General features: G+C 70.4%; 16 protein-coding genes. 4 read left to right on the top strand and 12 right to left on the bottom strand.

Annotated elements, in window-relative coordinates; translation table 11 throughout:
* Positions 1–30: 30 nt before the first annotated feature.
* The 9 genes from ACZ7OO_RS14365 to iolC form a co-directional block, all read right to left on the bottom strand.
* A complete protein-coding gene (locus ACZ7OO_RS14365) occupies positions 31–1,527 on the bottom strand; it encodes a vWA domain-containing protein (protein WP_471504719.1) in 1,497 nt (498 codons plus the stop codon).
* A 157-nt stretch (positions 1,528–1,684) separates the two neighbouring features.
* A complete protein-coding gene (locus tag ACZ7OO_RS14370; RefSeq protein WP_471504721.1) occupies positions 1,685–2,539 on the bottom strand; it encodes an ABC transporter permease in 855 nt (284 codons plus the stop codon).
* Positions 2,536–5,184, bottom strand: a complete 2,649-nt coding sequence (locus ACZ7OO_RS14375) for a CocE/NonD family hydrolase (protein ID WP_471504723.1) — start codon at positions 5,182–5,184, stop codon at positions 2,536–2,538. Before ACZ7OO_RS14375 ends, ACZ7OO_RS14370 begins: the two co-directional genes overlap by 4 nt.
* A 237-nt stretch (positions 5,185–5,421) precedes the next feature.
* A complete protein-coding gene (locus ACZ7OO_RS14380; protein WP_471504725.1) occupies positions 5,422–6,819 on the bottom strand; it encodes an APC family permease in 1,398 nt (465 codons plus the stop codon).
* Between the two features lie 329 nt (positions 6,820–7,148).
* Positions 7,149–8,651 carry a CoA-acylating methylmalonate-semialdehyde dehydrogenase gene (gene mmsA / locus ACZ7OO_RS14385; RefSeq protein WP_471504727.1) on the bottom strand — a complete coding sequence of 501 codons (1,503 nt, stop codon included), beginning with the start codon at positions 8,649–8,651 and terminating at the stop codon, positions 7,149–7,151.
* A gap of 14 nt (positions 8,652–8,665) precedes the next feature.
* Positions 8,666–10,543, bottom strand: a complete 1,878-nt coding sequence (iolD, locus tag ACZ7OO_RS14390; RefSeq protein WP_471504729.1) for a 3D-(3,5/4)-trihydroxycyclohexane-1,2-dione acylhydrolase (decyclizing) — start codon at positions 10,541–10,543, stop codon at positions 8,666–8,668.
* Positions 10,540–11,364 carry a 5-deoxy-glucuronate isomerase gene (iolB, locus tag ACZ7OO_RS14395; protein WP_471504731.1) on the bottom strand — a complete coding sequence of 275 codons (825 nt, stop codon included), beginning with the start codon at positions 11,362–11,364 and terminating at the stop codon, positions 10,540–10,542. Before iolB ends, iolD begins: the two co-directional genes overlap by 4 nt.
* Positions 11,365–11,371: 7 nt before the next feature.
* A complete protein-coding gene (locus ACZ7OO_RS14400) occupies positions 11,372–12,247 on the bottom strand; it encodes a Cgl0159 family (beta/alpha)8-fold protein (protein WP_471504935.1) in 876 nt (291 codons plus the stop codon).
* Positions 12,248–12,306: 59 nt separating this feature from the next.
* Positions 12,307–13,257, bottom strand: a complete 951-nt coding sequence (iolC, locus tag ACZ7OO_RS14405; protein ID WP_471504733.1) for a 5-dehydro-2-deoxygluconokinase — start codon at positions 13,255–13,257, stop codon at positions 12,307–12,309.
* 387 nt (positions 13,258–13,644) lie between these two features.
* Between iolC and ACZ7OO_RS14410 the strand changes: the two genes are divergently transcribed.
* Complete coding sequence (locus ACZ7OO_RS14410; protein ID WP_471504735.1) at positions 13,645–13,845, top strand: helix-turn-helix transcriptional regulator; 201 nt, start codon at positions 13,645–13,647, stop codon at positions 13,843–13,845.
* A 40-nt stretch (positions 13,846–13,885) separates the two neighbouring features.
* Here the strand turns inward: ACZ7OO_RS14410 and ACZ7OO_RS14415 are convergent, their stop codons facing one another.
* Positions 13,886–14,929 carry a zinc-dependent alcohol dehydrogenase family protein gene (locus tag ACZ7OO_RS14415; protein WP_471504737.1) on the bottom strand — a complete coding sequence of 348 codons (1,044 nt, stop codon included), beginning with the start codon at positions 14,927–14,929 and terminating at the stop codon, positions 13,886–13,888.
* 381 nt (positions 14,930–15,310) lie between these two features.
* On the opposite strand from ACZ7OO_RS14415, the gene ACZ7OO_RS14420 reads away from it, so the two are divergent.
* From ACZ7OO_RS14420 to ACZ7OO_RS14430, 3 genes are all read left to right on the top strand, one after another.
* The gene (locus tag ACZ7OO_RS14420) at positions 15,311–16,261 is read left to right on the top strand and encodes a PrsW family intramembrane metalloprotease (protein WP_471504739.1); all 951 of its coding nucleotides are present in this window, start codon (positions 15,311–15,313) and stop codon (positions 16,259–16,261) included.
* 73 nt (positions 16,262–16,334) lie between these two features.
* On the top strand, positions 16,335–16,574 hold the full coding sequence (locus ACZ7OO_RS14425; protein ID WP_471504741.1) for a heavy-metal-associated domain-containing protein: 240 nt from the start codon (positions 16,335–16,337) through the stop codon (positions 16,572–16,574).
* 118 nt (positions 16,575–16,692) lie between these two features.
* Positions 16,693–18,969: a heavy metal translocating P-type ATPase gene (locus tag ACZ7OO_RS14430; protein ID WP_471504743.1), complete on the top strand. Its 2,277-nt coding sequence runs from the start codon at positions 16,693–16,695 to the stop codon at positions 18,967–18,969.
* Positions 18,970–19,568: 599 nt separating this feature from the next.
* Here the strand turns inward: ACZ7OO_RS14430 and ACZ7OO_RS14435 are convergent.
* Both ACZ7OO_RS14435 and recD2 read right to left on the bottom strand, forming a co-directional pair.
* Positions 19,569–20,858 carry a citrate synthase gene (locus ACZ7OO_RS14435; protein WP_471504745.1) on the bottom strand — a complete coding sequence of 430 codons (1,290 nt, stop codon included), beginning with the start codon at positions 20,856–20,858 and terminating at the stop codon, positions 19,569–19,571.
* Between the two features lie 178 nt (positions 20,859–21,036).
* On the bottom strand, positions 21,037–23,367 hold the full coding sequence (recD2, locus tag ACZ7OO_RS14440) for an SF1B family DNA helicase RecD2 (protein WP_471504747.1): 2,331 nt from the start codon (positions 23,365–23,367) through the stop codon (positions 21,037–21,039).
* Positions 23,368–23,470: the final 103 nt, after the last annotated feature.

Here is a 23,470-nt window from a genome sequence, read left to right on the forward strand (position 1 = left end):
GATACAGCCCCGCGCCCCTGAGGGGGCGCCTCAGCTTGCGGCGTCGGAATGACTTGCTTCCCGAATGGCCGTCGCCAGGCCGGATACGTCCTTGTCCTCGGTCATCTGCGCCAGGTTGGTGGCGTGGGATTCCAGAGTGCTGAGACTCGGGCTCCCCGGCATGTCGTAGCCCCCTCCTCCCAGCGCGTCCGCGAAGTACGCCGCCACCGCGGTTACTTGGAAGCGGGCGGACGCGGTCCAGACCGAGTCGTGCAGGGCGGCTGTTTCCATGGCGCCCGTGTTCTCGTGCGGGTCGCGGGTCTCGGGGTCCAGCCAGCGGACCGTGGCGGTGGCCAGGTGGCCCTCCGTGCCGGGCCTGGTGCGGACGGCGTAGAGGGCTGTCACCGTGTGGCCGGGGCCGACCTCGCCGCCGTCCACGTGGTCGTTGCGGAAGTCCTGGTCGGCCACCTTGCGGTCCTGGTAGCCGATCAGCCTGAAGTAGGCGACCGTGTGCGGGTCGAAGGCCACCTGGGCCTTGGCGTCGCGGGCCACCAGGTCGATGTTCTGCGGTAGTTGCCGGCAGAAGACCTCGGTCGCGGTGTCGGTGTCGGAGACGTACGTCGTGTGGCCGTCGCCCTTGTCGGCGAGGCGTTCCATCAGCGCGTCGCCGTAGTCGCTGCCCACGCCCACTCCGAACAGGGTGATGCCGTACTCGCGGCGGTCGCTGTCGATACGCTTGAGGATGGCGTTGGGGTCGGTCTCGCCGTCGTTGGCGAGGGCGTCGGAGATCAGGACGACCCGGTTGGTGGCGTTCTTGCGCAGGCCCTCGACGGCGGTGGCGTAGCCGGTCTCCACGCCGTCGCCGAGGTTGGTGGAGGAGAGGGCGGCGAGGCCGTCGACGGCGTCGTGGATCTCGGCGCGGTGGCCGGCGAGGCGGGTCATCGGCAGGACTGTGTCGGCGTGTTCGCTGAAGGCGACGATCGCGACCGAGTCGTCGTCGCGCAGCCGGTCGGTCATCGTGTCCAGGGACTTCTTGGCGAGGTCCAGTCGGCCCGGTTCGTCCATGGAGCCGGAGACGTCGATGACGAACGTGAGGGCGGCCGGCGGCCGTTCGCCGGTGGTCGTGGAGGGGCGGGTGGTGAGGCCCACGCGGACCAGGGACCAGTCCGGGTCGCTGGTGCGGGCGCCGTCGACGGTGACCGTGAAGCCGTTGTTCCCGGGGGTGCGGTAGTCCTGGCGGAAGCTGTTGACGAACTCCTCGGGCCGGATGGTCGAGGGGTCGGGGCGACGGCCGTCGGCGAGGGTGCGGCGGGCGTAGCCGTAGGAGGCGGTGTCGACGTCGAGGGCGAAGGTGGAGAGGTAGTCGGAGGACGGGGTGGATGCGTCGACCTGGGCCCGGGAGGGGGCGGGGGTCGGGCCGCCGATGGCGTAGTCCGGGCCGTTCGCGTGGTCTTGGCCCGCGGCGCAGGCCGTCAGCAGCATTGCGCCCGCGGTGGTCAGGGCGAGGAGCGCCCCGCACCTCTGTCGTCTGATCCGGTGTCGGTCCATCGTGTGTGCCCCCTGTGCCGGTCGGAGTCGACTTCCTGGCTTTCTGTCGACTCTGACGGCGCAGGGGGCCGGAACGTGCGCCCGAATGCGTTGCGGATGGATCTCGAAGCGGCCACGGACCAGGCCCGTCGAGGCCGGAGGGAGATCGTCCGGTGACCTAGGAGACGATGTCCTTGCGGTCGAAAGCCCGGAAGGCCAGGGCGAACAGCACCAGGGCGTACGTTATGGAAATCGCGGTTCCCTGGATCATCCCGGACCACTCGGGATGCGGCTGTACGGCGTCCGCCCAGGCGTACTGCCAGTGGGCGGGCAGGAAGTTGCGCCAGTCGCCGAGGGCCGTCACCTGATCGAGAACGTTGCCGACGATGGTCAGGCCGACCGCGCCGCCGACCGCGCCGAGGGGCGCGTCCGTCTTGGTGGAGAGCCAGAACGCCAGTGCCGCGGTGACCAGTTGGGACAGGAAGATGTACGCCACCACGACCGCGAGGCGCTGGGCCGCCGTGCCGGTGTCGAGTTCGCCGCCGGTCGGGATCTGGAGCGGTCCCCAGCCGTAGGCGGCGGTGCCGACGGCCAGGGCGACCAGCGGCAGCAGGATCATCGCGGCCAGGCTGAGGCCGAGGGCGACGACGAGCTTGGACCACAGCAGGCGGGCCCTCGGCACGGGTGCGGCGAGCAGATAGCGCAGGGAGGACCAGCCGGCCTCCGAGGCCACGGTGTCCCCGCAGAACAGGGCGACCGGGATGACCAGCAGGAAACCCGCCGACACGAACAGGTTGACGGCGGCGAAGTTGGCGCCGGACGCGGTGGCCGTGTCCAGCAGGGTGACCTGGCCGTTCCGGGCGCCCGGCTGGCCGCCGATCGCGAACGCGATCAGCAGCACGAACGGCAGTACGGCCAGGATCGCGCCCATCACCAGCGTGCGGCGCCGCTTCAGCTGGCGGATCAGCTCGACGCGCAACGGCAGGGTGCGGCCCGCCTGATAGCCGGAGGCGACCTCGGTGAGCGTGCTCATGCGGAACCTCCGATCAGGGTCAGGAAGGCGTCTTCGAGACGGCGGTGGGGGCCCACCGACGCCACGGGCACGTCCAGCCGCACCAGCTCGGCGACCAGGCGTGGTGCGCTGCCGCCCGCCTCCAGGCGGACGAGAAGGCCGTCGTCGGTACCGACCACCGAGGCGACGCCGGGCAGCGCGGCCACCTTCTCCACCACCGGCTCCTCCACGGGCACGCCGGTGCCGACGAGCAGGGTGTCGCCGGAGCCGACGATCTCCGCGACCGGGCCGGCCTGTATCAGCCGGCCGCGGTCCATCACCACGAGGTGGGTGCAGGACTGTTCGACCTCGGCGAGGAGATGGCTGGAGACGATCACCGTACGGCCGGCGGCCGCGTACCGGATCATCACCTCGCGCATCTCGCGGATCTGCGGCGGGTCGAGCCCGTTGGTCGGTTCGTCGAGGATGAGCAGGTCCGGCATGCCGAGCATGGCCTGGGCGATGGCGAGGCGCTGGCGCATGCCCTGGGAGTACGTGCGGACCGCGCGGGCCAGTGCGTCGCCGAGGCCCGCGATCTCGAGGGCCTCCTCGATGTGGGAGTCCGCCGCCGGGCGGCCGGTGGCCTGCCAGTAGAGCTCCAGGTTCTCCCGGCCGGAGAGGTGCGGCAGGAAGCCGGCGCCCTCCACGAAGGCACCGACCCGGGAGAGGACGGGGGCGCCCGGGCGGATGGCGTGGCCGAAGACCCGGATCTCGCCGCCGTCCGGCTTGATCAGGCCCATCAGCATGCGGAGTGTGGTGGTCTTGCCCGCGCCGTTCGGGCCGAGCAGGCCGAGGACCTGGCCCTTCTCGACGCGGAAGGACAGCTCCCGTACCGCGTACCGGTCCGTGGAGCGCGCGTAGCGCTTGCTCAGGTCCGTTATCTGCAGCGGGACTTCGGCGAGCTCGGGGGCCGGTGCCGGGGTGGCGGTACGACGGCGGCCGGTGAGCAGCAGGGCGAGGGCGGCGACCGCTCCGGCCAGCGGCAGCCACCACACCCAGGCGGGCAGCGCTGCGGCGGCCGTGTCCACCTGGGGTGCCGTCGGCACGGCGAGGGCGCCCTTGAGGGAGACCGTGTACGTCGCCGGGGCGGCCGGGGAGGCATAGCCAAGGTCGGTGGAGGCGAGGACCAGGCGCAGGCGGTGGCCCTTCTGTACCTCATGGTCGATCGCCGGGAGGGTGATCGTGACGTCCTTGCCGGACCCGGCTCCCTCGACGCGGATCGGGGTGACCAGCTGGGAGGGCAGCACCTGCTGGGTGCCGTCCTGGCCGACGTCGTACACCTTGGCGAAGAGCACTGCGTCGTCGCTGGTCGACGTGATGTGGACGGTGGCCGTGGGTGAGCCGGTGATCTGCACGTTGTCGGCGACGGGCGCCGAGTCGAAGCGGGCGTACTGGCCCGGGAAGTCAAGGGAGACGCCGACGCCCAGGGAGGAGAGCTGGGTGAGGCCGCCGGCGGCGCCGAGGCCGGGCAGTGCGGAGACGGCGGGCGGGGTGGCGCCCGCCGGGTTCTGGACGCGCTGTGTGCCGCCCGTGAGGGCGATGGACTTCCGATCGCTCTCCAGGCCGGGGTAGCTGTCCGAGGTCGCGCCCCGCAGCAGGGCGGTGCCGTCGGTGGAGTCGATGCCTCCGGTGCGGGTGATCCGGAAGGCCGGGCCGGTGCCGGTGGCCTTGTCGCCCTTGAGATAGCGGTCGAACCAGGAGGTGACCCGGCCCTCGACGCGGCTGGTCTCCAGGTCGCCGCCGTCGTGCCCGCCGGCGATCCAGTCGACGTCGACGGGGGCGCCGTTGGCCCGGATCGCCTTGGCGGCGGCGTCGGACTGGGCGAGCGTGAAGAGGGAGTCGGTCTGGCCCTGGAAGAGCAGGGTGGGCACCTTGATGCGGGCGCCGACGGCCGACGGTGAGCGTTCCTCCAGGAGCTTGACCGCGGCCGCGTCCGGCCTGCCCGACTCGGCGACCCGGTCGTACATCGCGCACAGCGCCGGCTCGAACCTGGCGCAGCCGCCACCGGTGTTGAAGAAGATCCCGGCCCACAGCTTCTTGAAGACGCCGTCCGGGAACAGGGCGTCCGCGAGGTTCCAGTACGTGATCGACGGGGCGATCGCGTCCACGCGCTGGTCGTAGCCGGCGGTCAGGAGGGAGATCGCGCCGCCGTACGAGCCGCCCGCCATGCCGACGCGGGGGTCGCCGGGCTTGTCGAGCTGGACCTGGGGCTGCTTCGCCAGCCAGTCGATCAGCCGCGAGACGTCGGCGACCTCGGCCTTCGGGTCGTTCAGGCCGATCCTGCCGGTCGACTTGCCGAAGCCGCGGGCGGACCAGGTGAGGACCGCGTAGCCGTCGCGGGCGAGGTCCTCGGCTTCCTGGCGCATGTCGGCCTTGGAGCCGCCGAAGCCGTGGGCGAGGAGGACGGCGGGGCGTCGGCCGGTGCCGGCGGTGGTGAAGAACGAGGTGTCCAGATGCACCCCGTCCACCGCCATGACCTTGTCGGACCGGTGCACCGGGGGCGGGTCGTCGGACGCGACGGCCGTCCATGTGCCGGCGCCCACGAGCACCACGACGGCGGCCGCGGCCGACAGTAGTCGCCGCGGCCGCCGAAGCAGGGCTCGTAGGCCGGGGGGTCGAAGATCCATGCCCTCAACGGTACGGGCCTGGACTGACATCCGATGCCCACGGAGGGGTGAACCCCTGGCCATCCCTCGGTAGTACGGGAGGTCTGGGTGTACTTCGAGCGCGGTACGGCGGGTGGGGCGCATTTTCGAACGTGCGTCCGGTGAGCCGCGTTTGCGCCGTTCCCCGCGCCCCTACCGGGGGCGCCTCCGTGCGTGTGGACGGTTGCGGGTCGGTTCCCGCGTCCCTTGTGGGGGTCTCTAGGGCTGGGTGTCTTCCGGGATTGATACCAGCCAGCGGGTGGTCTTGCGGGGGCGGAGGTAGAAGGCCCAGTAGAGGGTTGCCGCTGCTGTGATGCCGCCTGTCCAGAGGAGGTAGGTCGTTTCCTGCTGGGTGAGGATGTAGGCGAGGACGGCGATCAGGAGGATCGGCATCGCCGGCCACAGGGGCATGCGCCAGGCCGGGGTGTGCTTGTGGGCGCCTCGGCGGGCCAGGAGGGCGGCCACTGCCACCAGGAGGTACATGCCGGTCACCGACACGCCCGTCACGCCGTACAGGGTGTCCAGGTTGACGAAGCAGAGCAGCGCGCCGGGGACGCCGACCGCGAGGGTGGCCACCCAGGGGGAGCCGAAGCGGCCGAGTCGGGAGAGGGCCGTGTTGACCGGGGTGGGCCAGGCCTTGTCGCGGGCCGAGGCGAACAGGACGCGGGAGTTCTGGATGACCATGACGATGCCCGCGTTGATGATCGCGAGGGCCACGCAGAGGCTGACGAACGTGCCGACCGCGGAGTTGGACCACGCCGTCACCATGCTGCTGATGTCGCCGCCGCTGAGTTCCCTGAGGTCGGACGCGCCCATGGTGATCGCCGCCACCGGGACCAGGATGATCACCGTGGAAATGGCGAGGGTGGCCAGGACCGTACGGGCGACGTTGCGGCGCGGGTGCTCCAGTTCCTCGGAGAGGTAGACCGCCGTGGAGAAGCCCTGGGTGACGAAGAGGGCGATGGCCAGGCCGGAGACCACCAGCATCGCGGTGACGGTGGTGGTGTGGCCTCCCGTGTCCGCCACCTGCATGGAGGTGAGGCTGCCGGCTCCCCGGTGGCTGTGGGAGAAGCCCAGCACGGCCACGACGCCCGCCGCGATGACCTCAAGGACCAGGAAGATGCCGGTGATCCAGGCGTTCGCCCGCAGGTCCAGGAGGCCGGCGAGGGTCGCGAGGAGCATCACGCCGGCGCCGGTCATGGCGGGGTCGAGGTGGACGATCGGGGACAGGTAGTCGGCCGTGCCCATCGCGATCACCGGGGGCACGATCATCACGACGAGGAGGGAGAGGACGAAGACCAGCCAGCCGGCCAGGCGTCCCGCCATCGTCGAGACCATCGCGTACTCGCCGCCCGCGCTCGGGATGAGCGTGCCCAGCTCCGAGTAGCAGAACGCCACGGCGATACAGAGGAGGGAGCCGATGGCGATCGTCAGGGCGGTGGCGGTGCCGAGGGACCCGAAGAGGTCCGGGACGACCACGAAGAGCGTCGAGGCGGGTGTCACACAGGAGAGGGTCAGGAGGGTGCCGCCGACCACGCCGATGGAGCGCTTGAGCGTCTTGGGGCTGTCGGGCACCTCTGGGAGGGCGGTCTCGACAGGGCGGAGCGTGTCGGTCATGCGGCGGTTCCGATCGCGTCGTGCGGATGCCTCCGGCGGTTGGGCCGTGCTGCATGGAACCCCGACGAAAACCGCTGCGTCAATGGCCGTTTACCTTCGGATTCCGCACTCTTAAGGCGAGCGGGGTCACATCGCTTTCGTAGGGTCGAACGCCTTGGTGAAGTAATCATCAAGCCTCTTGTTCGCATGACCTTGGTTTCGAAGGTCATGCATCAAGAAGACTTAAGTCATCCGTTTCATCCCGTCTCCACGGGAACCGCAGTACGGCTTACAAAAAAAGTTGAGGCCGTCCGGTATCCGGACGGCCTCGACAGGGTCAGTCGGTCACATCAGTGGTTTCGGGGGAAGCCCAGGTCGACGCCGGCCGGGGCCTCGGACGGGTCGGGCCAGCGGGTGGTGACGACCTTGCCGCGGGTGTAGAAGTGGGTGCCGTCATTGCCGTAGATGTGGTGGTCGCCGAAGAGGGAGTCCTTCCAGCCGCCGAAGCTGTGGTAGCCGACGGGGACCGGGATCGGGACGTTCACGCCGACCATGCCGGCCTCGATCTCCAACTGGAAGCGGCGGGCCGCGCCGCCGTCCCGGGTGAAGATCGCGGTGCCGTTGCCGAACGGCGAGCTGTTGATGAGGGCCACACCGTCTTCGTAGGTGTCCACGCGCAGCACGCACAGCACCGGGCCGAAGATCTCGTCCCGGTACGCCTTGGCGCTGGTCGGCACCTTGTCGAGGAGCGAGATGCCGATCCAGTGGCCGTCCTCGAAGCCGTCCACCGTGTAGCCGGTGCCGTCCAGGACGACCTCGCAGCCCTCGGCGGCCGCGCCCTCGACATAGGAGGCCACCTTGTCGCGGTGTACGGCCGTGATCAGCGGGCCCATCTCGGACGTCGGGTCGTTGCCGGGGCCGATCTTGATCTTCTCGGCGCGCTCGCGGATCTTCTCCACCAGTTCGTCGCCGATCGCACCGACGGCGACGACCGCCGAGATGGCCATGCAGCGCTCGCCCGCCGAGCCGTAGGCGGCGGAGACGGCCGCGTCGGCCGCCGCGTCCAGGTCGGCGTCCGGCAGGACCAGCATGTGGTTCTTGGCGCCGCCCAGGGCCTGCACACGCTTGTGGTTCGCGGAAGCGGTGGTGTGGATGTGGCGGGCGATCGGGGTCGAGCCGACGAAGGAGACGGCCTTGACGTCCGGGTGCTCCAGGAGGCGGTCCACCGCAACCTTGTCACCATGTACGACGTTGAAGACACCGTCGGGCAGACCGGCCTCTGCCAGCAGTTCGGCGATCTTGATGGAGGCGGACGGGTCCTTCTCGCTCGGCTTCAGCACGAAGGTGTTGCCGCACGCGATGGCCATCGGGAACATCCACATCGGGACCATCGCCGGGAAGTTGAACGGCGTGATGCCCGCGACGACACCGAGCGGCTGCCGGATGGAGGAGACGTCCACCCGGCTCGCCACCTGCGTGGACAGCTCGCCCTTCAACTGCACGCTGATACCGCAGGCCAGGTCCACGATCTCCAGGCCGCGGGCGACCTCGCCGAGTGCGTCGCTGTGCACCTTGCCGTGCTCGGCGGTGATCAGCTCGGCGATCGCGTCCCGGTTGGCGTCCAGCAGGGCGCGGAAGCGGAAAAGGATCTCCGTGCGCCTGGCCAGCGAGGACTGGCCCCAGGAGGCGTAGGCGTCCTTCGCTGCGGCGACCGCCGCGTCGACCTCGTCGACCGACGCGAACGCGACCTTCGTGGTGACCGCGCCGGTGGCCGGGTCGGTGACCGGCCCGAAGTTGCCCGACGTGCCGTCGACGGACTTGCCGCCGATCCAGTGGTTGACGATCTTCGTCATGACCGGTTACTCCTTCACAGATGGCGGCGTCGGGTGGAGACGTGCCGTTCGTACAGCTCACGTGCCTTGACCGCGGACGATCGGGTCGCGGTCTCGGCCACAGGTACATCCCACCAGGCCTGCGCGGGAGGCGGGCCCGACACAGTGTCGGCCGTTTCGGTCTCCACGTAGACACATGTGGGAGTGTCGGCGGCCCGCGCCTCGGCGAGCGCCGAGCGCAGGTCACGGACGGTCTTGGCGCGCAGTACGCGCATGCCGAGGCTGGCCGCGTTGGCGGCGAGGTCGACGGGGAGCGGGGCGCCGGTGAAGGTGCCGTCGTCCGCGGGGAAGCGGTACGCGGTGCCGAACCGCTCGCCGCCCACCGACTCGGACAGTCCGCCGATGGAGGCGTAGCCGTAATTCTGCACCAGCAGCACCTTGATGGCTGTCCCCTCCTGCACGGCGGTCACTATCTCGGTCGGCATCATCAGATACGTGCCGTCGCCGACCAGCGCCCAGACGTTCCGCTCGGGCGCCGCGAGTTTCACCCCGATGGCGGCCGGGATCTCGTAGCCCATGCACGAGTAGCCGTACTCCACGTGGTACTGGTCCTGCGACCGGGTCCGCCACATCCTGTGCAGGTCGCCGGGGAGGGAGCCGGCCGCGTTGACCAGTACGTCCGTCTCGTCGACGAGCGCGTCCAGGGCGCCCAGGACCTGGGGCTGGGTCGGCCGGATGTCCGGTTCCTCGGCCTCGTAGCAGGCGTCGACGCGCTGTTCCCAGCGCTCCTTGTCCTCGGTGTACTCGGTGACGTACGAGTCGGCCGCCCTGTGGTCGTGCAGGACCAGCGCCTGGGTGAGTTCGGCGAGGCCGCTGCGGGCGTCGGCGATCAGGGGCAGGCCGGCGAGCTTGTGACCGTCGTAGGGCGCGATGTTGAGGTTGAGGAAGCGGACGTCCGGGTTCTCGAAGAGGGTGCCGGAGGCCGTGGTGAAGTCGGTGTAGCGGGTGCCGACGCCGATCACCAGGTCGGCGGTGCGGGCGAGTTCGTCGGCGGTGGCGGTGCCGGTGTGGCCGACGCCTCCGACGTCCTGCGGGTGGTCCCAGCGCAGCGAGCCCTTGCCGGCCTGGGTGGCGGCGACCGGGATGCGGGTGGCCTCCGCAAACTCGGCGAGGACGGCTTCGGCGCGGCTGTGGTGGACACCGCCGCCCGCGATGAGCAGGGGTCGGCGGGCATCCCTGATCGCCCTTACGGCGGCGGCGAGTTCGACGGGGTCGGCGCCCGGCCGCCGTACGGTCCACACCCGCTCCGCGAAGAACTCCTCCGGCCAGTCGTACGCCTCGGCCTGGATGTCCTGCGGGAGCGCCAGGGTCACGGCGCCGGTGTCGACGGGGTCGGTGAGCGCGCGCATGGCGTGCAGGGCCGACGGGATCAGTTGCTCGGGGCGGGTGATCCGGTCGAAGAACCTGGACACCGGGCGCAGGGTGTCGTTGACCGACACATCGGCGGCGTTCGGTACTTCGAGCTGCTGGAGGACCGGGTCGGCGGGGCGGGTCGCGAAGACGTCGCCGGGGAGGAGCAGGACCGGGAGGTGGTTGATCGTCGCGAGGGCGGCGCCGGTGACGAGGTTGGTGGCGCCGGGGCCGATGGAGGTGGTGACGGCGTGTGTGGCGAGACGGTTCGACTGACGCGCGTAGCCGACGGCCGCGTGCACCATGGCCTGTTCGTTACGGCCCTGGTGGTAGGGCATGTCGTCCGCGTACTCCAGGAGGGCCTGGCCGAGGCCGGCCACGTTGCCGTGGCCGAAGATGCCCCAGACGGCGCCGATCAGGCGGCGGCGCTCACCGTCCCGTTCGGTGTACTGGGCGGCGAGGAAGCGGACAAGCGCCTGCGCGACGGTGAGCCGTATCGTCATCGATACCCCTCTGCGCTTTCTACGTGGGCCGGGTGGAAGCAGATCCGCCACTCCCGCGTCTCACCGGGCCCCGCCATGACGTTCAGGTAGTACATGTCGTGGCCGGGCTGCGCGATCGACGGGCCGTGCCATCCGTCGGGGACCAGCACGACATCGCCGGAGCGGACCTCGGCGAGGACGTCCGTACCGCCCTCACGGGAGGGGAATACGCGCTGATAGCCGAAACCGTTCGGTCCGTCGATCTCGAAGTAGTAGATCTCCTCCAGCTCCGACTCCTCGCCGGGCCGGTGCTCGTCGTGCTTGTGCGCCGGGTACGAGGACCAGTTGCCGCCGGGGGTGATCACCTCCACGGCGATCAGCTTGTCGCAGTCGAAGGAGTCGGCGGAGGCGAAGTTGCGCACCCGGCGGGCGTTGGTGCCGCTGCCGCGGTCTTCGACGGGGACCTCCGGCGCGGGGCCGTAGCGGGCGGGGAGTCGTCGCTCGCACTTCGCTCCTGCCAGGGCGAAGCGGCCTCCCGCGCCGGAGGCGATCTGGACCTGGGTGTCCCGGGGCACGTAGACGAAGTCGGAGACTCCGGCGAACACGCTCTCCCGGCCCAGGATCTGGAACTCTGTTCCCTCTGTTCGCACCGTACAACCGCCTTGCAGCGGAAGCACGATCCACTCACTGTCCCCGGTGGTGAACAAGTGGCTACCGCCAGGCGGCAGTTCGACGATCCGGAGGCTGCTGTGCGCCCAGCCGGCCCGCTTGGGGTCGATGTCGAGCACGTACTGGGCGTTCGCGGTCACACCCTTGCTCAGGTGCAGCTCGTTGGTCGTCATCAGGGCCTCACAGAAGTCCTACGGCGGTGTCCACGGCGGCGGCCACGTCGCCGTCCGCCGGGTACAGCAGCGAGCGGCCGACCACCAGGCCGCGCACGGTGGGGAGTTGGAGGGCGCTGCGCCACTTCTCGTAGGCACCGTCCTGGTCGTCCCCGACCTCCCCGCCCAGGAGCACTGCGGGCAGGCTGGACGTCTCCATGACCTGGGCCATGTCGTCGGGGTTGTCGGTGACGGGGAGCTTCAGCCAGGTGTAGGCCGAAGTGCCGCCAAGACCCGAGGCGATGGCGATGGACCGGGTGACCGCCTCGGCGGACAGGTCGTTCCTGACCTTGCCCTCGGTGGTGCGGCGGCTGATGAACGGCTCGACGAAGACGGGGAGTCGGCGCGCGGCCATGTCGTCGATGGCGCGGGCGGTGGACTCCAGGGTGGTCAGGGAGCCCGGGTCGTCGTAGTCGATCCGCAGCAGCAGCTTGCCGGCGTCGAACCCGAGGCGCTGTATGTCCTCGGCGCGGTGGCCGGTGAACCGGTCGTCGAGTTCGAACCGGGCGCCCTGCAGTCCGCCGCGGTTCATCGAGCCCATGACGACCTTGCCGTCGAGGACGCCGAGCAGCAGCAGGTCGTCGAGGATGTCGGCGGTGGCGAGGACGCCGTCGACACCGGGCCGGGACAGGGCCAGGCAGAGCCGCTCCAGCAGTTCCGCCCGGTTGGCCATGGCGAGCTTGTCGCCGCCCACGCCGAGGGCGCCGCGGGCCGGGTGGTCGGCGGCGACGATCATCAGCCTGCCGTCCTCTTCGAGGAGCGGACGGCGGGTTCTTCGCGTGGCCGCCTCGGCGATGGCCTCGGGGTGGTGGGTGCGGGTGTGGACCAGGGCCGCGATGTCCACGCCCGGCTGCCTGGCGGGGGCTGTGCCGTCGTGGTGCGCGCCCGCGACGCGGCCGGCCCTCACAGCACGGCTCCGGCGGCGAGCGCGGCCGCGATCTCTTCGCCGGTCGGCATGGCGGAGGAGCACTCCAGGCGGGAGGCGACGATGGCGCCGGCCGCGTTGGCGTGCCGCATGATCTTCTCCAGGTCCCAGCCTTCGAGGAGGCCGTGGCAGAGGGAGCCGCCGAAGGCGTCACCGGCGCCGAGCCCGTTGAGGACGTGCACGGGCAGCGGTGGCACCTCGGCGGAGTCGCCGTCGCGGTGGACGGCGAGGACGCCCTTGGGCCCCTGCTTGACGACGGCGATCTCGACGCCGGCGTCCAGGAGGGCCTGGGCGGCGGCCTGCGGCTCCCGCACGCCGGTCGCCACCTCGACCTCGTCGAGATTGCCGACGGCGACGGTGGTGTGCTTGAGGGCCTCGGCGTAGAAGGGGCGGGCCGCGTCCGGGTCCTGCCAGAACATCGGCCGCCAGTCGAGGTCGAAGACGGTGGTCCCGGCCTTGGCCCGGTGGGCGAGGGCCGCGAGGGTCGCCGTACGGCTGGGCTCCTCGCTCAGGCCGGTGCCGGTGACCCAGAAGATACGGGCGTCCCGGACGGCGTCGAGGTCCAGGTCGTGGGCGTCGATCTCCAGGTCCGGGGCCTTGGGCTGCCGGTAGAAGTACAGCGGGAAGTCGTCGGGCGGGAAGATCTCGCAGAAGGTGACCGGGGTGTTCAGCCCGGGCACGGCGGTGACCCAGCGGTCGTCCACGCCGTAGTCGCGCAGCGCCTCGTGCAGATAGGCGCCGAAGGCGTCCGCCCCGGTGCGGGTGATGACGGCGGTGTTCCGGCCGAGGCGGGCGGCCGCCACGGCCACGTTCGTCGCCGACCCGCCGAGGAACTTGCCGAAGGACGACACCTGGGCGAGCGGGACACCGGCCTGGAGCGGATAGAGGTCCACCCCGATCCGCCCCATGGTGATCAGGTCGTACGCCATCGGCTTCCCTTCGTCACGGCTCTCCCCCGGTTTGTAGTCCTGGACAGGAGGTCGTGTCAATGGTTTGTCCGGACATTCGGACGAGAGTGGGCGGAGGGGCGGGCCCTGGGCATAGCGGTCCGGCCGTCCGCACCGCTCGCCCGCATGTCAACGCGCCCCGCCGACACACCGGCACGCGCCTGTGCCCCAGCCGTGTCACAAAAGCCTCTCTTGTGTCACACATGTCGCACCTACGCGGGCTTTCGGTCACATCAGGTCCACAGCAGCTGACTCACGGTCACTCTCCGTCGTTCACCGGGCACAGGCTTTGTGATCGCCAGCGCAGCGCCCGGCCCCCCGACGACCGACTCCGGTCGCCCCCGCGGTGCGCGCAGGGAGGTGCATCTCATGACCGACCGACGGCTCTGGTCCTACAAGGAGATCGCGGCACACATCCGGGTGCAGCCCGACACCGTCCGCTCGTATCGCAAACACGGGCTGCTCCCGCCACCCGACCACGTCGAGAGGGGCAAGCCCTACTGGTACGCCGACACGGTCCGGGCCTGGGTCGCCTCCCGACCGGGCAACAGAAACCGCAGCGAGTTCTGAACCGCGCCCGCCCGGTCCGTCGGGGGCGGGCGCGGGAGGCTCAGGCCCACGGCTCGATGACCGTCACCCCCGCCCCCGGCGCCCCGCCCATCGCCGCCAGGGCCTGCGGGGCCGCGTCCAGGGTGATCGTCGAGGTCACCAGGAGGTCGGGGCGGAGAGTGCCCGCGCGGACCAGTTCGAGCATGGCGGGGTAGGCGTGCGCCGCCATGCCGTGGCTGCCCAGGAGTTCGAGTTCCAGGGCGAGCGCGCGGGCCAGGGGTACGGGGGTGTTGCCGTCCGGGGAGGGCAGCAGGCCCACCTGGACGTGACGGCCGCGGCGGCGAAGGGAGTTGACCGAGGCGGCGGCGGTGGGCGGTGAGCCGAGGGCGTCCAGGGAGAGATGGGCTCCCCCGGCGCTCAGCTCGCGGACCGTCGCCGCCGGGTCGTCGCCGTCCGTCGCGTCCACGCAGTGTGCCGCGCCGAAGCTCCTTGCCAGGTCAAGGGCTTGGGGCGATACGTCGATCGCCACCACCCGGGCTCCGGCGGCCGCCGCGATCATCACCGCCGACAGGCCCACGCCTCCGCAGCCGTACACCGACACCCACTCCCCCGCCGCGACCCTGCCCCGCTGCACCACCGCACGGAACGCCGTGGCGAAGCGGCAGCCCAGGGAGGCCGCCGTCGCGTACGCCATGTCCTCCGGGATCGCCACCAGGTTGACGTCGGCGTGGTCCAGGGCCACGTACTGGGCGAAGGAGCCCCAGTGCGTGAAACCGGGCTGGGTCTGGCGTTCGCAGACCTGCTGGTCGCCGGCCGAGCAGAACGGACAGCTGCCGCAGGCGCAGACAAAGGGGACGGTGACCCGGTCGCCGGGGCGCCGGCCGGTCACCTGGGCGCCGACCGCCTCGACCACACCGGCGAGTTCATGACCGGGCACATGCGGAAGCGTGATGTCCGGGTCGTGGCCCGCCCAGCCGTGCCAGTCGCTCCGGCACAGGCCGGTGGCCTCGACACGGACCACCACTCCGTGCGGGGCGGGGTGGGGGTCAGGGACGTCCCGTACTTCGGCGAGGGTGCCGTAGCGCTCGAAGACGACTGCTCGCATGCGCGCGTGCTCCTTTCGGGGGCTGCGCGAAGGCTAGGCGGCCCGGGGGCGGTCGTGCAGCGCCGGTTCCGGCTCGGGGGGCGGTCGCGCCCCGATCGCCGCCGCGGTCAGCGGTGACGGGACGGCGACCGTGGGGCTGTCCGGCGCGCGGCGGAGCCGTATATCGGCACGGCACGGCGTCCGTTGGGGCGGGCCCGCCGCGCGCCCTCACCGTGTCCGCTCCGTGCGTGGCATCGCCTGGACCGGGGGTGCCCCCTCACCCTCCTCGGACTGCGACATCCCGCACATATGCCTAAAGTGCGGGTAATCGCCCCAGTTCACCCCAGTCCCGTCCCGTCAAGCGTCATCCGCACCCGCAGGACACCCCAGGGGGACCACGCCGTGACCCACTCTCCGTCGCCCCGCCGGCCGCAGGCCCGTATTCCCGGTCCGCAGCAGCCGCCACCGCCGTACCCCCGTATCCGCGCCGGCCTGTGGAAGCGCTGCCTCGGCGGTGGGTTCGCCCTGTGGGCGCTGACCGCGGTGGCGACGTACACGACGAAGAACACCACGCTGCTGCCGACGCTCATCCTGCTCGGCAGCTTTCTCGTCCCGGTCTCCTTCGTGCTGTGGGCGTACGAGCGGCACGGCCGCGACCTCGGCGTCAGCGCGATCCTCGGCTGCTTCCTGACCGGCGGCACGCTCGGCGTGCTGGGCGCCTCCGTCATGGAGTACTACCTGGTCCACCCCTCCTGGGTGATGTTCGTGGCCGTCGGCCTGATCGAGGAGGCGGTGAAGCTCGGCGCGCTGATGTTCGTGCTGAGCCGACTGCCCGGCATCCGGGGCATACGGGCCGGGCTGGTGCTCGGCGCCGCCGTCGGCTTCGGCTTCGCGGCCCTGGAGAGCGCCGGCTACGCCTTCAACGCGGCGGTCTCCACCGAGGGCATCGATCTGCGAGCGCTGATCGAGACGGAGATACTGCGCGGAGTGCCGGCCCCCTTCGGGCACGGCCTGTGGACGGCGATCGCCGGCGGTGCCCTGCTCTCCCGCCGTCGCCCGAACGGCCGCTTCCGCCTCACCCGCCCGGTCGTGGGCACCTGTCTCGGTGTGGCCCTGCTGCACGCCCTGTGGGACTCCACGCACGGCATCGCGATCTGGCTGGTCGCGCAACTGGCGGGTACCGGACTGGAGAGGCGGTTGTTCGCCGAGGGGTACATCCCGCGCCCCACCGCGACACAGGAGCACCTCTTCACACTGTTCTCGGTCGGACTGCTGGTGCTCGTCTCGCTGCTCGGCATCGCCTGGGTCAGCTCGCTGGCGCGCCGGGACTCCTCTTGGATAAATACCCCCTAGGGGTATACTGTGAAAACAGTGGGGTTCCCTCGCGGGCCCCACCGGCCCCACACGCCTCCACGAGGAGAACGACATGACCGCCCAGACCGACACCCCCGGCTCCGTGACCGCCGTCTACAAGGTGACCGGCATGAGCTGCGGACACTGCGAGGGTTCCGTCTCCGCCGAGATCGCCGAACTGCCCGGCGTCAGCTCGGTGAAGGCCGTCGCGGCCAGCGGTGAGGTCACGGTCGTCTCCGCGGCCCCGCTCGACGAGGAGGCGGTCCGCGCCGCCGTCGACGAGGCGGGCTTCGAGCTCGTCGGCCGTATCTGAGGTCAAGGGCACGAGCAGCACGAGCAGTACGTACGACGGAAACGCATCTCTCCGCCGGGCCGTGCCGACCAGCTGATACTGGATCCGTGCGGTCCGATCCGTTGCCTGGAGTCCGGACATGACCAGCACCACCACCGCAGAGACACAGATAGCCGAGCAGGCCGCCGCCCCGGTGGCCGAGGTCGAGCTCCTCATCGGCGGTATGACCTGCGCCTCCTGTGCCGCCCGGGTCGAGAAGAAGCTCAACCGCATGGACGGCGTCACCGCCACCGTGAACTACGCGACCGAGAAGGCGAGGGTGACATACCCCGAGGGGGTACAGGTCGCCGATCTGATCGCCACGGTCGTGAAGACCGGGTACACCGCCGAGGAGCCCACGCCACCGGAGCCGGAGCCCGAACAGGAAGCCCGGCCCGAGCGGGATCCCGAACTCGCCGCCCTCCGCCGGCGCCTGTTCGTCTCCGCCCTGCTGGCCGCGCCGGTCGCGCTGCTCGCCATGGTTCCGGCGTGGCAGTTCGACAACTGGCAGTGGCTGTCCCTGACGCTCGCCGCTCCGGTCGTCGTCTGGGGCGGCCTGCCGTTCCACCGGGCCGCCTGGACCAACGCCCGGCACGGCGCGGCCACCATGGACACCCTGGTCTCGGTCGGCACGCTGGCCGCGTTCGGCTGGTCGCTGTGGGCGCTGTTCTTCGGAGACGCGGGCATGCCCGGCATGCACGACGAGTTCCGGTTCACCGTCTCGCGGATGGACGGCGGCACGGGGGGCGGTATCGGGGGGGCGTCGATCTACCTCGAAGTCGCCTCCGGGGTCGTCGCGCTGATCCTGCTCGGCCGCTATCTGGAGGCCCGCTCCAAGCGGCGCGCGGGGGCCGCCCTGCGGGCGCTGATGGAGCTGGGCGCCAAGGATGTGGCGGTGCTGCGGGGCGGGCGCGAGGTGCGGGTTCCGGTGGCGTCCCTTGCGGTCGGCGACCGGTTCGTCGTACGGCCCGGGGAGAAGATCGCGACCGACGGGACGGTGGTCGAGGGTGCCTCCGCCGTGGACGCGTCCATGCTGACCGGCGAGTCCGTGCCGGTGGACGTGAGTGTGGGCGACGCCGTCACGGGCGCGACCGTCAACGCGGGCGGGCGGCTGGTCGTCGAGGCCGGCCGGGTCGGGGCCGACACCCGGCTCGCGCGGATGGCGAAGCTGGTGGAGGACGCGCAGAACGGCAAGGCCGAGGTGCAGCGGCTGGCCGACCGGATATCCGCCGTCTTCGTCCCCGCCGTCATCCTGATCGCGCTCGGCACCTTCGGGGTCTGGCTGGGCTTCACCGGTGACACGGCCGCCGCGTTCACGGCCGCCGTCGCCGTGCTGATCATCGCCTGCCCGTGCGCCCTGGGCCTGGCCACGCCGACCGCGCTGATGGTCGGCACCGGGCGGGGCGCGCAGCTCGGCATCCTCATCAAGGGGCCGGAGGTGCTGGAGTCCACGCGCCGGGTCGACACCGTCGTGCTCGACAAGACCGGCACGGTGACCACCGGGCGGATGAGCCTCCAGGAGGTGTACGTCGCCGAAGGCGCCGACAAGGACGAGGTGCTGCGGCTCGCGGGCGCGCTCGAACATGCCTCCGAGCATCCGGTGGCGCGGGCGATCGCCGCGGGGGCCGAGGAGCGGGTCGGGGCCCTGCCGCCGGCCGAGCACTTCGAGAACGTACCCGGGCGGGGCGTGCGCGGGCGCGTGGACGGCCGCGAGGTGGCCGTGGGGCGCCTCTTCGACGCCGTACCGGAGGAGTTGGCCACCGCCCGTTCCCGGGCCGAGCGGGAGGGTCGTACGGCGGTCCTGGCCGGCTGGGACGGGCAGGCGCGCGGCGTCCTCGCCGTAGCCGACACGGTCAAGGAGACCAGCGCCGAGGCGGTACGCGAACTGCGCGCGCTCGGGCTGACGCCGGTGCTGCTGACCGGGGACAACCGGGCGGTGGCCGAGTCGGTCGCCCGGGCGACCGGGATCGACGAGGTCATCGCCGAGGTGCTGCCCGAGGAGAAGGTGGACGTCGTACGACGGCTGCAGCGCGAGGGGCGCACGGTCGCCATGGTCGGCGACGGCGTCAACGACGCGGCCGCACTGGCCGCCGCCGATCTGGGGCTCGCGATGGGCACGGGGACGGACGCGGCGATCGAGGCCGGCGATCTGACCCTGGTGCGCGGCGATCTGCGGGTGGCGGCGGACGCGATCCGGCTCTCCCGGCGGACTCTCGCCACCATCAAGGGCAACCTCGTGTGGGCCTTCGGCTACAACGTGGCCGCGCTCCCACTGGCCGCCGCCGGGCTGCTCAATCCGATGATCGCGGGGGCAGCGATGGCCTTCTCGTCCGTGTTCGTGGTGACCAACAGCCTGCGGCTGCGCACCTTCCGCTGAAGTTACCGCCGGTTCGCGGCAGCGGATGCGGAAGTCCCCCTGGAGTCCAACGCGCACCTCACATAAGCTCTTCACAAGGCTCGCGCATCATCCTTACGCTTGAGCTCCGATCGCCGTATCGGGGCTCTTGCGCATCTAACGGACATATGCAAGAGACGCAGATCACAGTGATGTGAACGTAACCATCGAAGGGGTTCGAAGGTCTAAGTTGGCGATGTCAGACCAGCGTCTTGGGGGGCGCTGACCTGGCATCTGAGGATGTCTTGGGGGACTTCCTCAGAGATGCGTTGCCGGGACACGTACGACGGGAAGCTTTGAGCGGCCCTCCCATGCCGTACGGGTCCCGGCAGATCGCACCGCATCACTGGAGCACGACATGCAGTACGGCGAGTTCTGCTCGTTGTGCTCAAAGCAGCGAATTCAGGCGCTGCCATACCGAGCGCCCGGCCGGATCCCGTGGGGGGAATCCGCACCGGGACACGGGAAGGCGCCCTGGTCGCCGGCCCGTGGGGGGACCGGCGCTCCAGGGCGCCTTCTGTTTTGCCCGTGCGGCGGGGGCACCGCCGAGACGGCGCCCCCTGACCGGTGACCGGCTGGTGTCAGCGCTTCTCGACCGGCACGAAGTCGCGCTCGACGACGCCCGTGTAGATCTGGCGCGGGCGGCCGATGCGGGAGCCCGGCTCCTTGATCATTTCCTGCCACTGGGCGATCCAGCCCGGCAGCCGGCCGAGGGCGAACAGGACCGTGAACATCTCGGTCGGGAAGCCCATGGCGCGGTAGATCAGGCCGGTGTAGAAGTCGACGTTCGGGTAGAGGTTGCGCGAGACGAAGTAGTCGTCGGAGAGCGCGTGCTCCTCCAGCTTCAGGGCGATGTCCAGCAGCTCGTCGGACTTGCCCAGGGCGGAGAGGACGTCGTGCGCGGCGGCCTTGATGATCTTGGCGCGCGGGTCGAAGCTCTTGTAGACCCGGTGGCCGAAGCCCATCAGACGGACGCCGTCCTCCTTGTTCTTCACCTTGCGGATGAAGGAGTCGACGTCGCCGCCGTTCGCCTGGATGCCCTCCAGCATCTCCAGGACGGACTGGTTGGCGCCGCCGTGCAGGGGTCCCCAGAGGGCGGAGATACCGGCGGAGATCGACGCGAACATGTTCGCCTGCGACGAGCCGACCAGACGGACCGTCGACGTCGAACAGTTCTGCTCGTGGTCGGCGTGCAGGATCAGCAGCTTGTCGAGCGCCGAGACGACGACCGGGTCGAGCTCGTAGTCCTGCGCCGGCACCGAGAACGTCATGCGCAGGAAGTTCTCCACGTAGGAGAGGTCGTTGCGCGGGTAGACGAACGGGTGGCCGACCGACTTCTTGTACGCGTACGCGGCGATCGTCGGAAGCTTGGCGAGCAGCCGGATGGTGGAGAGGTCGCGCTGCTTCGCGTCGAACGGGTTGTGACTGTCCTGGTAGAAGGTGGACAGCGCCGAGACGACCGACGACAGCATGGCCATCGGGTGGGCGTCACGCGGGAAGCCCCGGTAGAAGTTCTTGACGTCCTCGTGCAGCAGGGTGTGCCGCGTGATCTCGTTCTTGAACGCGGTGAGCTCGTCGACGGTCGGCAGCTCACCGTTGATCAGCAGATACGCCACCTCCAGGAAGGTGGAGCGCTCCGCCAGCTGCTCGATCGGGTAGCCGCGGTACCGAAGGATGCCCGCCTCGCCGTCGAGGTAAGTAATGGCAGATTTGTAGGCGGCAGTGTTGCCGTATCCGCTGTCCAGGGTCACCAGACCGGTCTGGGCGCGGAGCTTCCCGATGTCGAAGCCCTTGTCGCCGACGGTGCTGTCAACCACCGGGTAGGTGTACTCGCCGTCGCCGTACCGCAGTACTACAGAGTTGTCGCTCACGTCTTCCCTCACCGACGTAGTGCCTCATCTTCGAGGTGCCCTGACTGTCTCTACCATCCCCCATTTGGCTCAGGAGAGTGCACTCGGGGTCGACCATTAGGCCCATCGGCGGCACTCAGTGCCGCCAACCTGCTCATCCTGCCCCGTTGCTTCCCCATCTGGAAGTGCTCTGTGACCTTCACGACTCATTTGATCGATCATTTTTTGTGATGGACCTGGAGGAGTCCTCTACGGCCCGCCTATGGGCCGTCGCGGAGCCGTCGCGGAGCCGGAAGTCCAGTGCCGTACAGCGCCGACCGGCCGACACCGTGCGCACCGCCTGACCGATCGCCTTGCGTGAACCGACGAGAACGACCAGCTGCTTGGCCCGGGTGACCGCCGTGTAGATGAGGTTCCGTTGGAGCATCATCCAGGCTCCGGTGGTGACCGGGATCACCACGGCGGGATATTCACTTCCCTGCGAACGGTGGATGGTCACCGCGTAGGCATGGGCCAGTTCGTCCAGTTCGTCGAACTCGTACGGGACCTCCTCGTCCTCGTCGGTCAGCACCGTGAGGCGCTGGTCGACCGGGTCGAGCGAGGTGACCACACCCACGGTGCCGTTGAAGACCCCGTTCTTGCCCTTCTCGTAGTTGTTGCGAATCTGGGTGACCTTGTCGCCGACCCGGAAGACCCGCCCGCCGAACCGCTTCTCGGCGAGGTCGGGCCGGCCGGGCGTGATGGCCTGCTGAAGGAGCCCGTTGAGCACGCCCGCTCCCGCCGGCCCCCGGTGCATGGGCGCGAGCACCTGCACATCCCGCCGGGGATCGAGCCCGAACTTGGCCGGAATCCGACGGGCGGCGACGTCGACGGTGAGCCGCCCCGCCTCCTCGGTCTCGTCTTCCACGAAGAGAAAGAAGTCCTTCATGCCGTCGGTGACCGGATGCTGCCCCGCGTTGATCCGGTGCGCGTTGGTCACCACCCCCGACTGCTGGGCCTGCCGGAAGACTCGGGTGAGACGGACGGCGGGGACGGGACTGTCCTCGGCGAGCAGATCGCGGAGCACCTCCCCCGCCCCGACGCTGGGCAACTGGTCGACGTCCCCGACGAAGAGGAGGTGCGCACCGGGAGGCACGGCCTTCACCAGCTTGTTGGCGAGGAGGAGATCGAGCATCGACGCCTCGTCGACCACGACCAGGTCGGCATCGAGCGGCCGGTCCCGGTCGTAGGCCGCGTCACCGCCGGGCTTCAGCTCCAGCAGGCGGTGCACGGTGGAGGCCTCGGCGCCGGTCAGCTCGGCGAGCCGCTTGGCGGCACGGCCGGTGGGGGCGGCGAGCACCACCTTGGCACGCCTGGCCCGGGCCAGCTCCACGATCGACCTCACGGTGAACGACTTGCCGCAGCCCGGCCCGCCGGTCAGCACGGCGACCTTCTCGGTCAGCGCGAGCCTGACGGCGGCCTCCTGCTCGGGGGCGAGGTCGGCGCCGGTCCGGTCCTTCAGCCAGGCGAGAGCCTTGTCCCAGGCGACGTTCCGGAACGACGGCATACGGTCGTCGCCGGTCCGGAGCAGCCGCAACAGCTGTGAGGCGAGCGCCACTTCCGCCCGGTGGAAGGGAACGAGGTAGACGGCGGTGACCGGTTCGGCGTCGGGGGTGGGCCCGGGCAGCTTCTCCCGTACGACACCCGGGTCCTCCCCGTCCTCGGGCGGTGCGGCCAGCTCGGCGAGGCAGTCGATGACCAATCCGGTGTCGACCTGGAGCAGCTTGACCGCGTCCGCGATCAGCCGCTCCTCGGGGAGATAGCAGTGCCCCTGGTCGGCGGACTGGGACAGGGCGTACTGCAGCCCCGCCTTGACCCGCTCCGGACTGTCATGGGGAATCCCGACGGACTGGGCGATCTTGTCGGCGGTGAGGAACCCGATGCCCCAGACGTCGGCGGCGAGCCGGTAGGGCTGGTTCTTCACGACGGAGATGGAGGCGTCCCCGTACTTCTTGTAGATGCGGACCGCAATGGACGTGGACACCTCGACGGTCTGCAGGAACAGCATCACCTCCTTGATCGCCTTCTGCTCCTCCCAGGCGTCGGCGATCTTCTTGGTGCGCTTGGGACCGAGGCCGGGGACCTCGATCAGCCGCTTCGGCTCCTCCTCGATGATCCGGAGGGTGTCCATGCCGAAGTGCTGGGTGATCCGATCGGCGAAGACCGGCCCGATGCCCTTGACGAGACCCGAGCCGAGGTAACGCCGGATGCCCTGGACGGTGGCCGGCAGCACGGTCGTGTAGTTCTCGACGGTGAACTGCTTGCCGTACTGGGGATGCGACCCCCACCGCCCCTCCATCCGCAGCGACTCCCCCACCTGGGCGCCGAGCAGCGCGCCGACGACGGTGAGGAGGTCACCGGCGCCTCTGCCGGTGTCGACACGGGCGACCGTGTACCCGTTCTCCTCATTGGCGTAGGTGATGCGTTCGAGCACGCCTTCGACGGTGGCGAGTCGTCGTTCGCCGGTGGGGGTCCCCGTCTGCTGAGCCATGAACCGACGGTACCGGTGAGGTGTGACAGTGGAGGCGGGCGGGGAAAGGACCTGCGGGTGCGAGTCGGCTGTAACCAGGGCCGCCTCTCCAGGCAGGGCCCAC

The organism is Streptomyces sp. NPDC111744 (assembly GCF_055634995.1).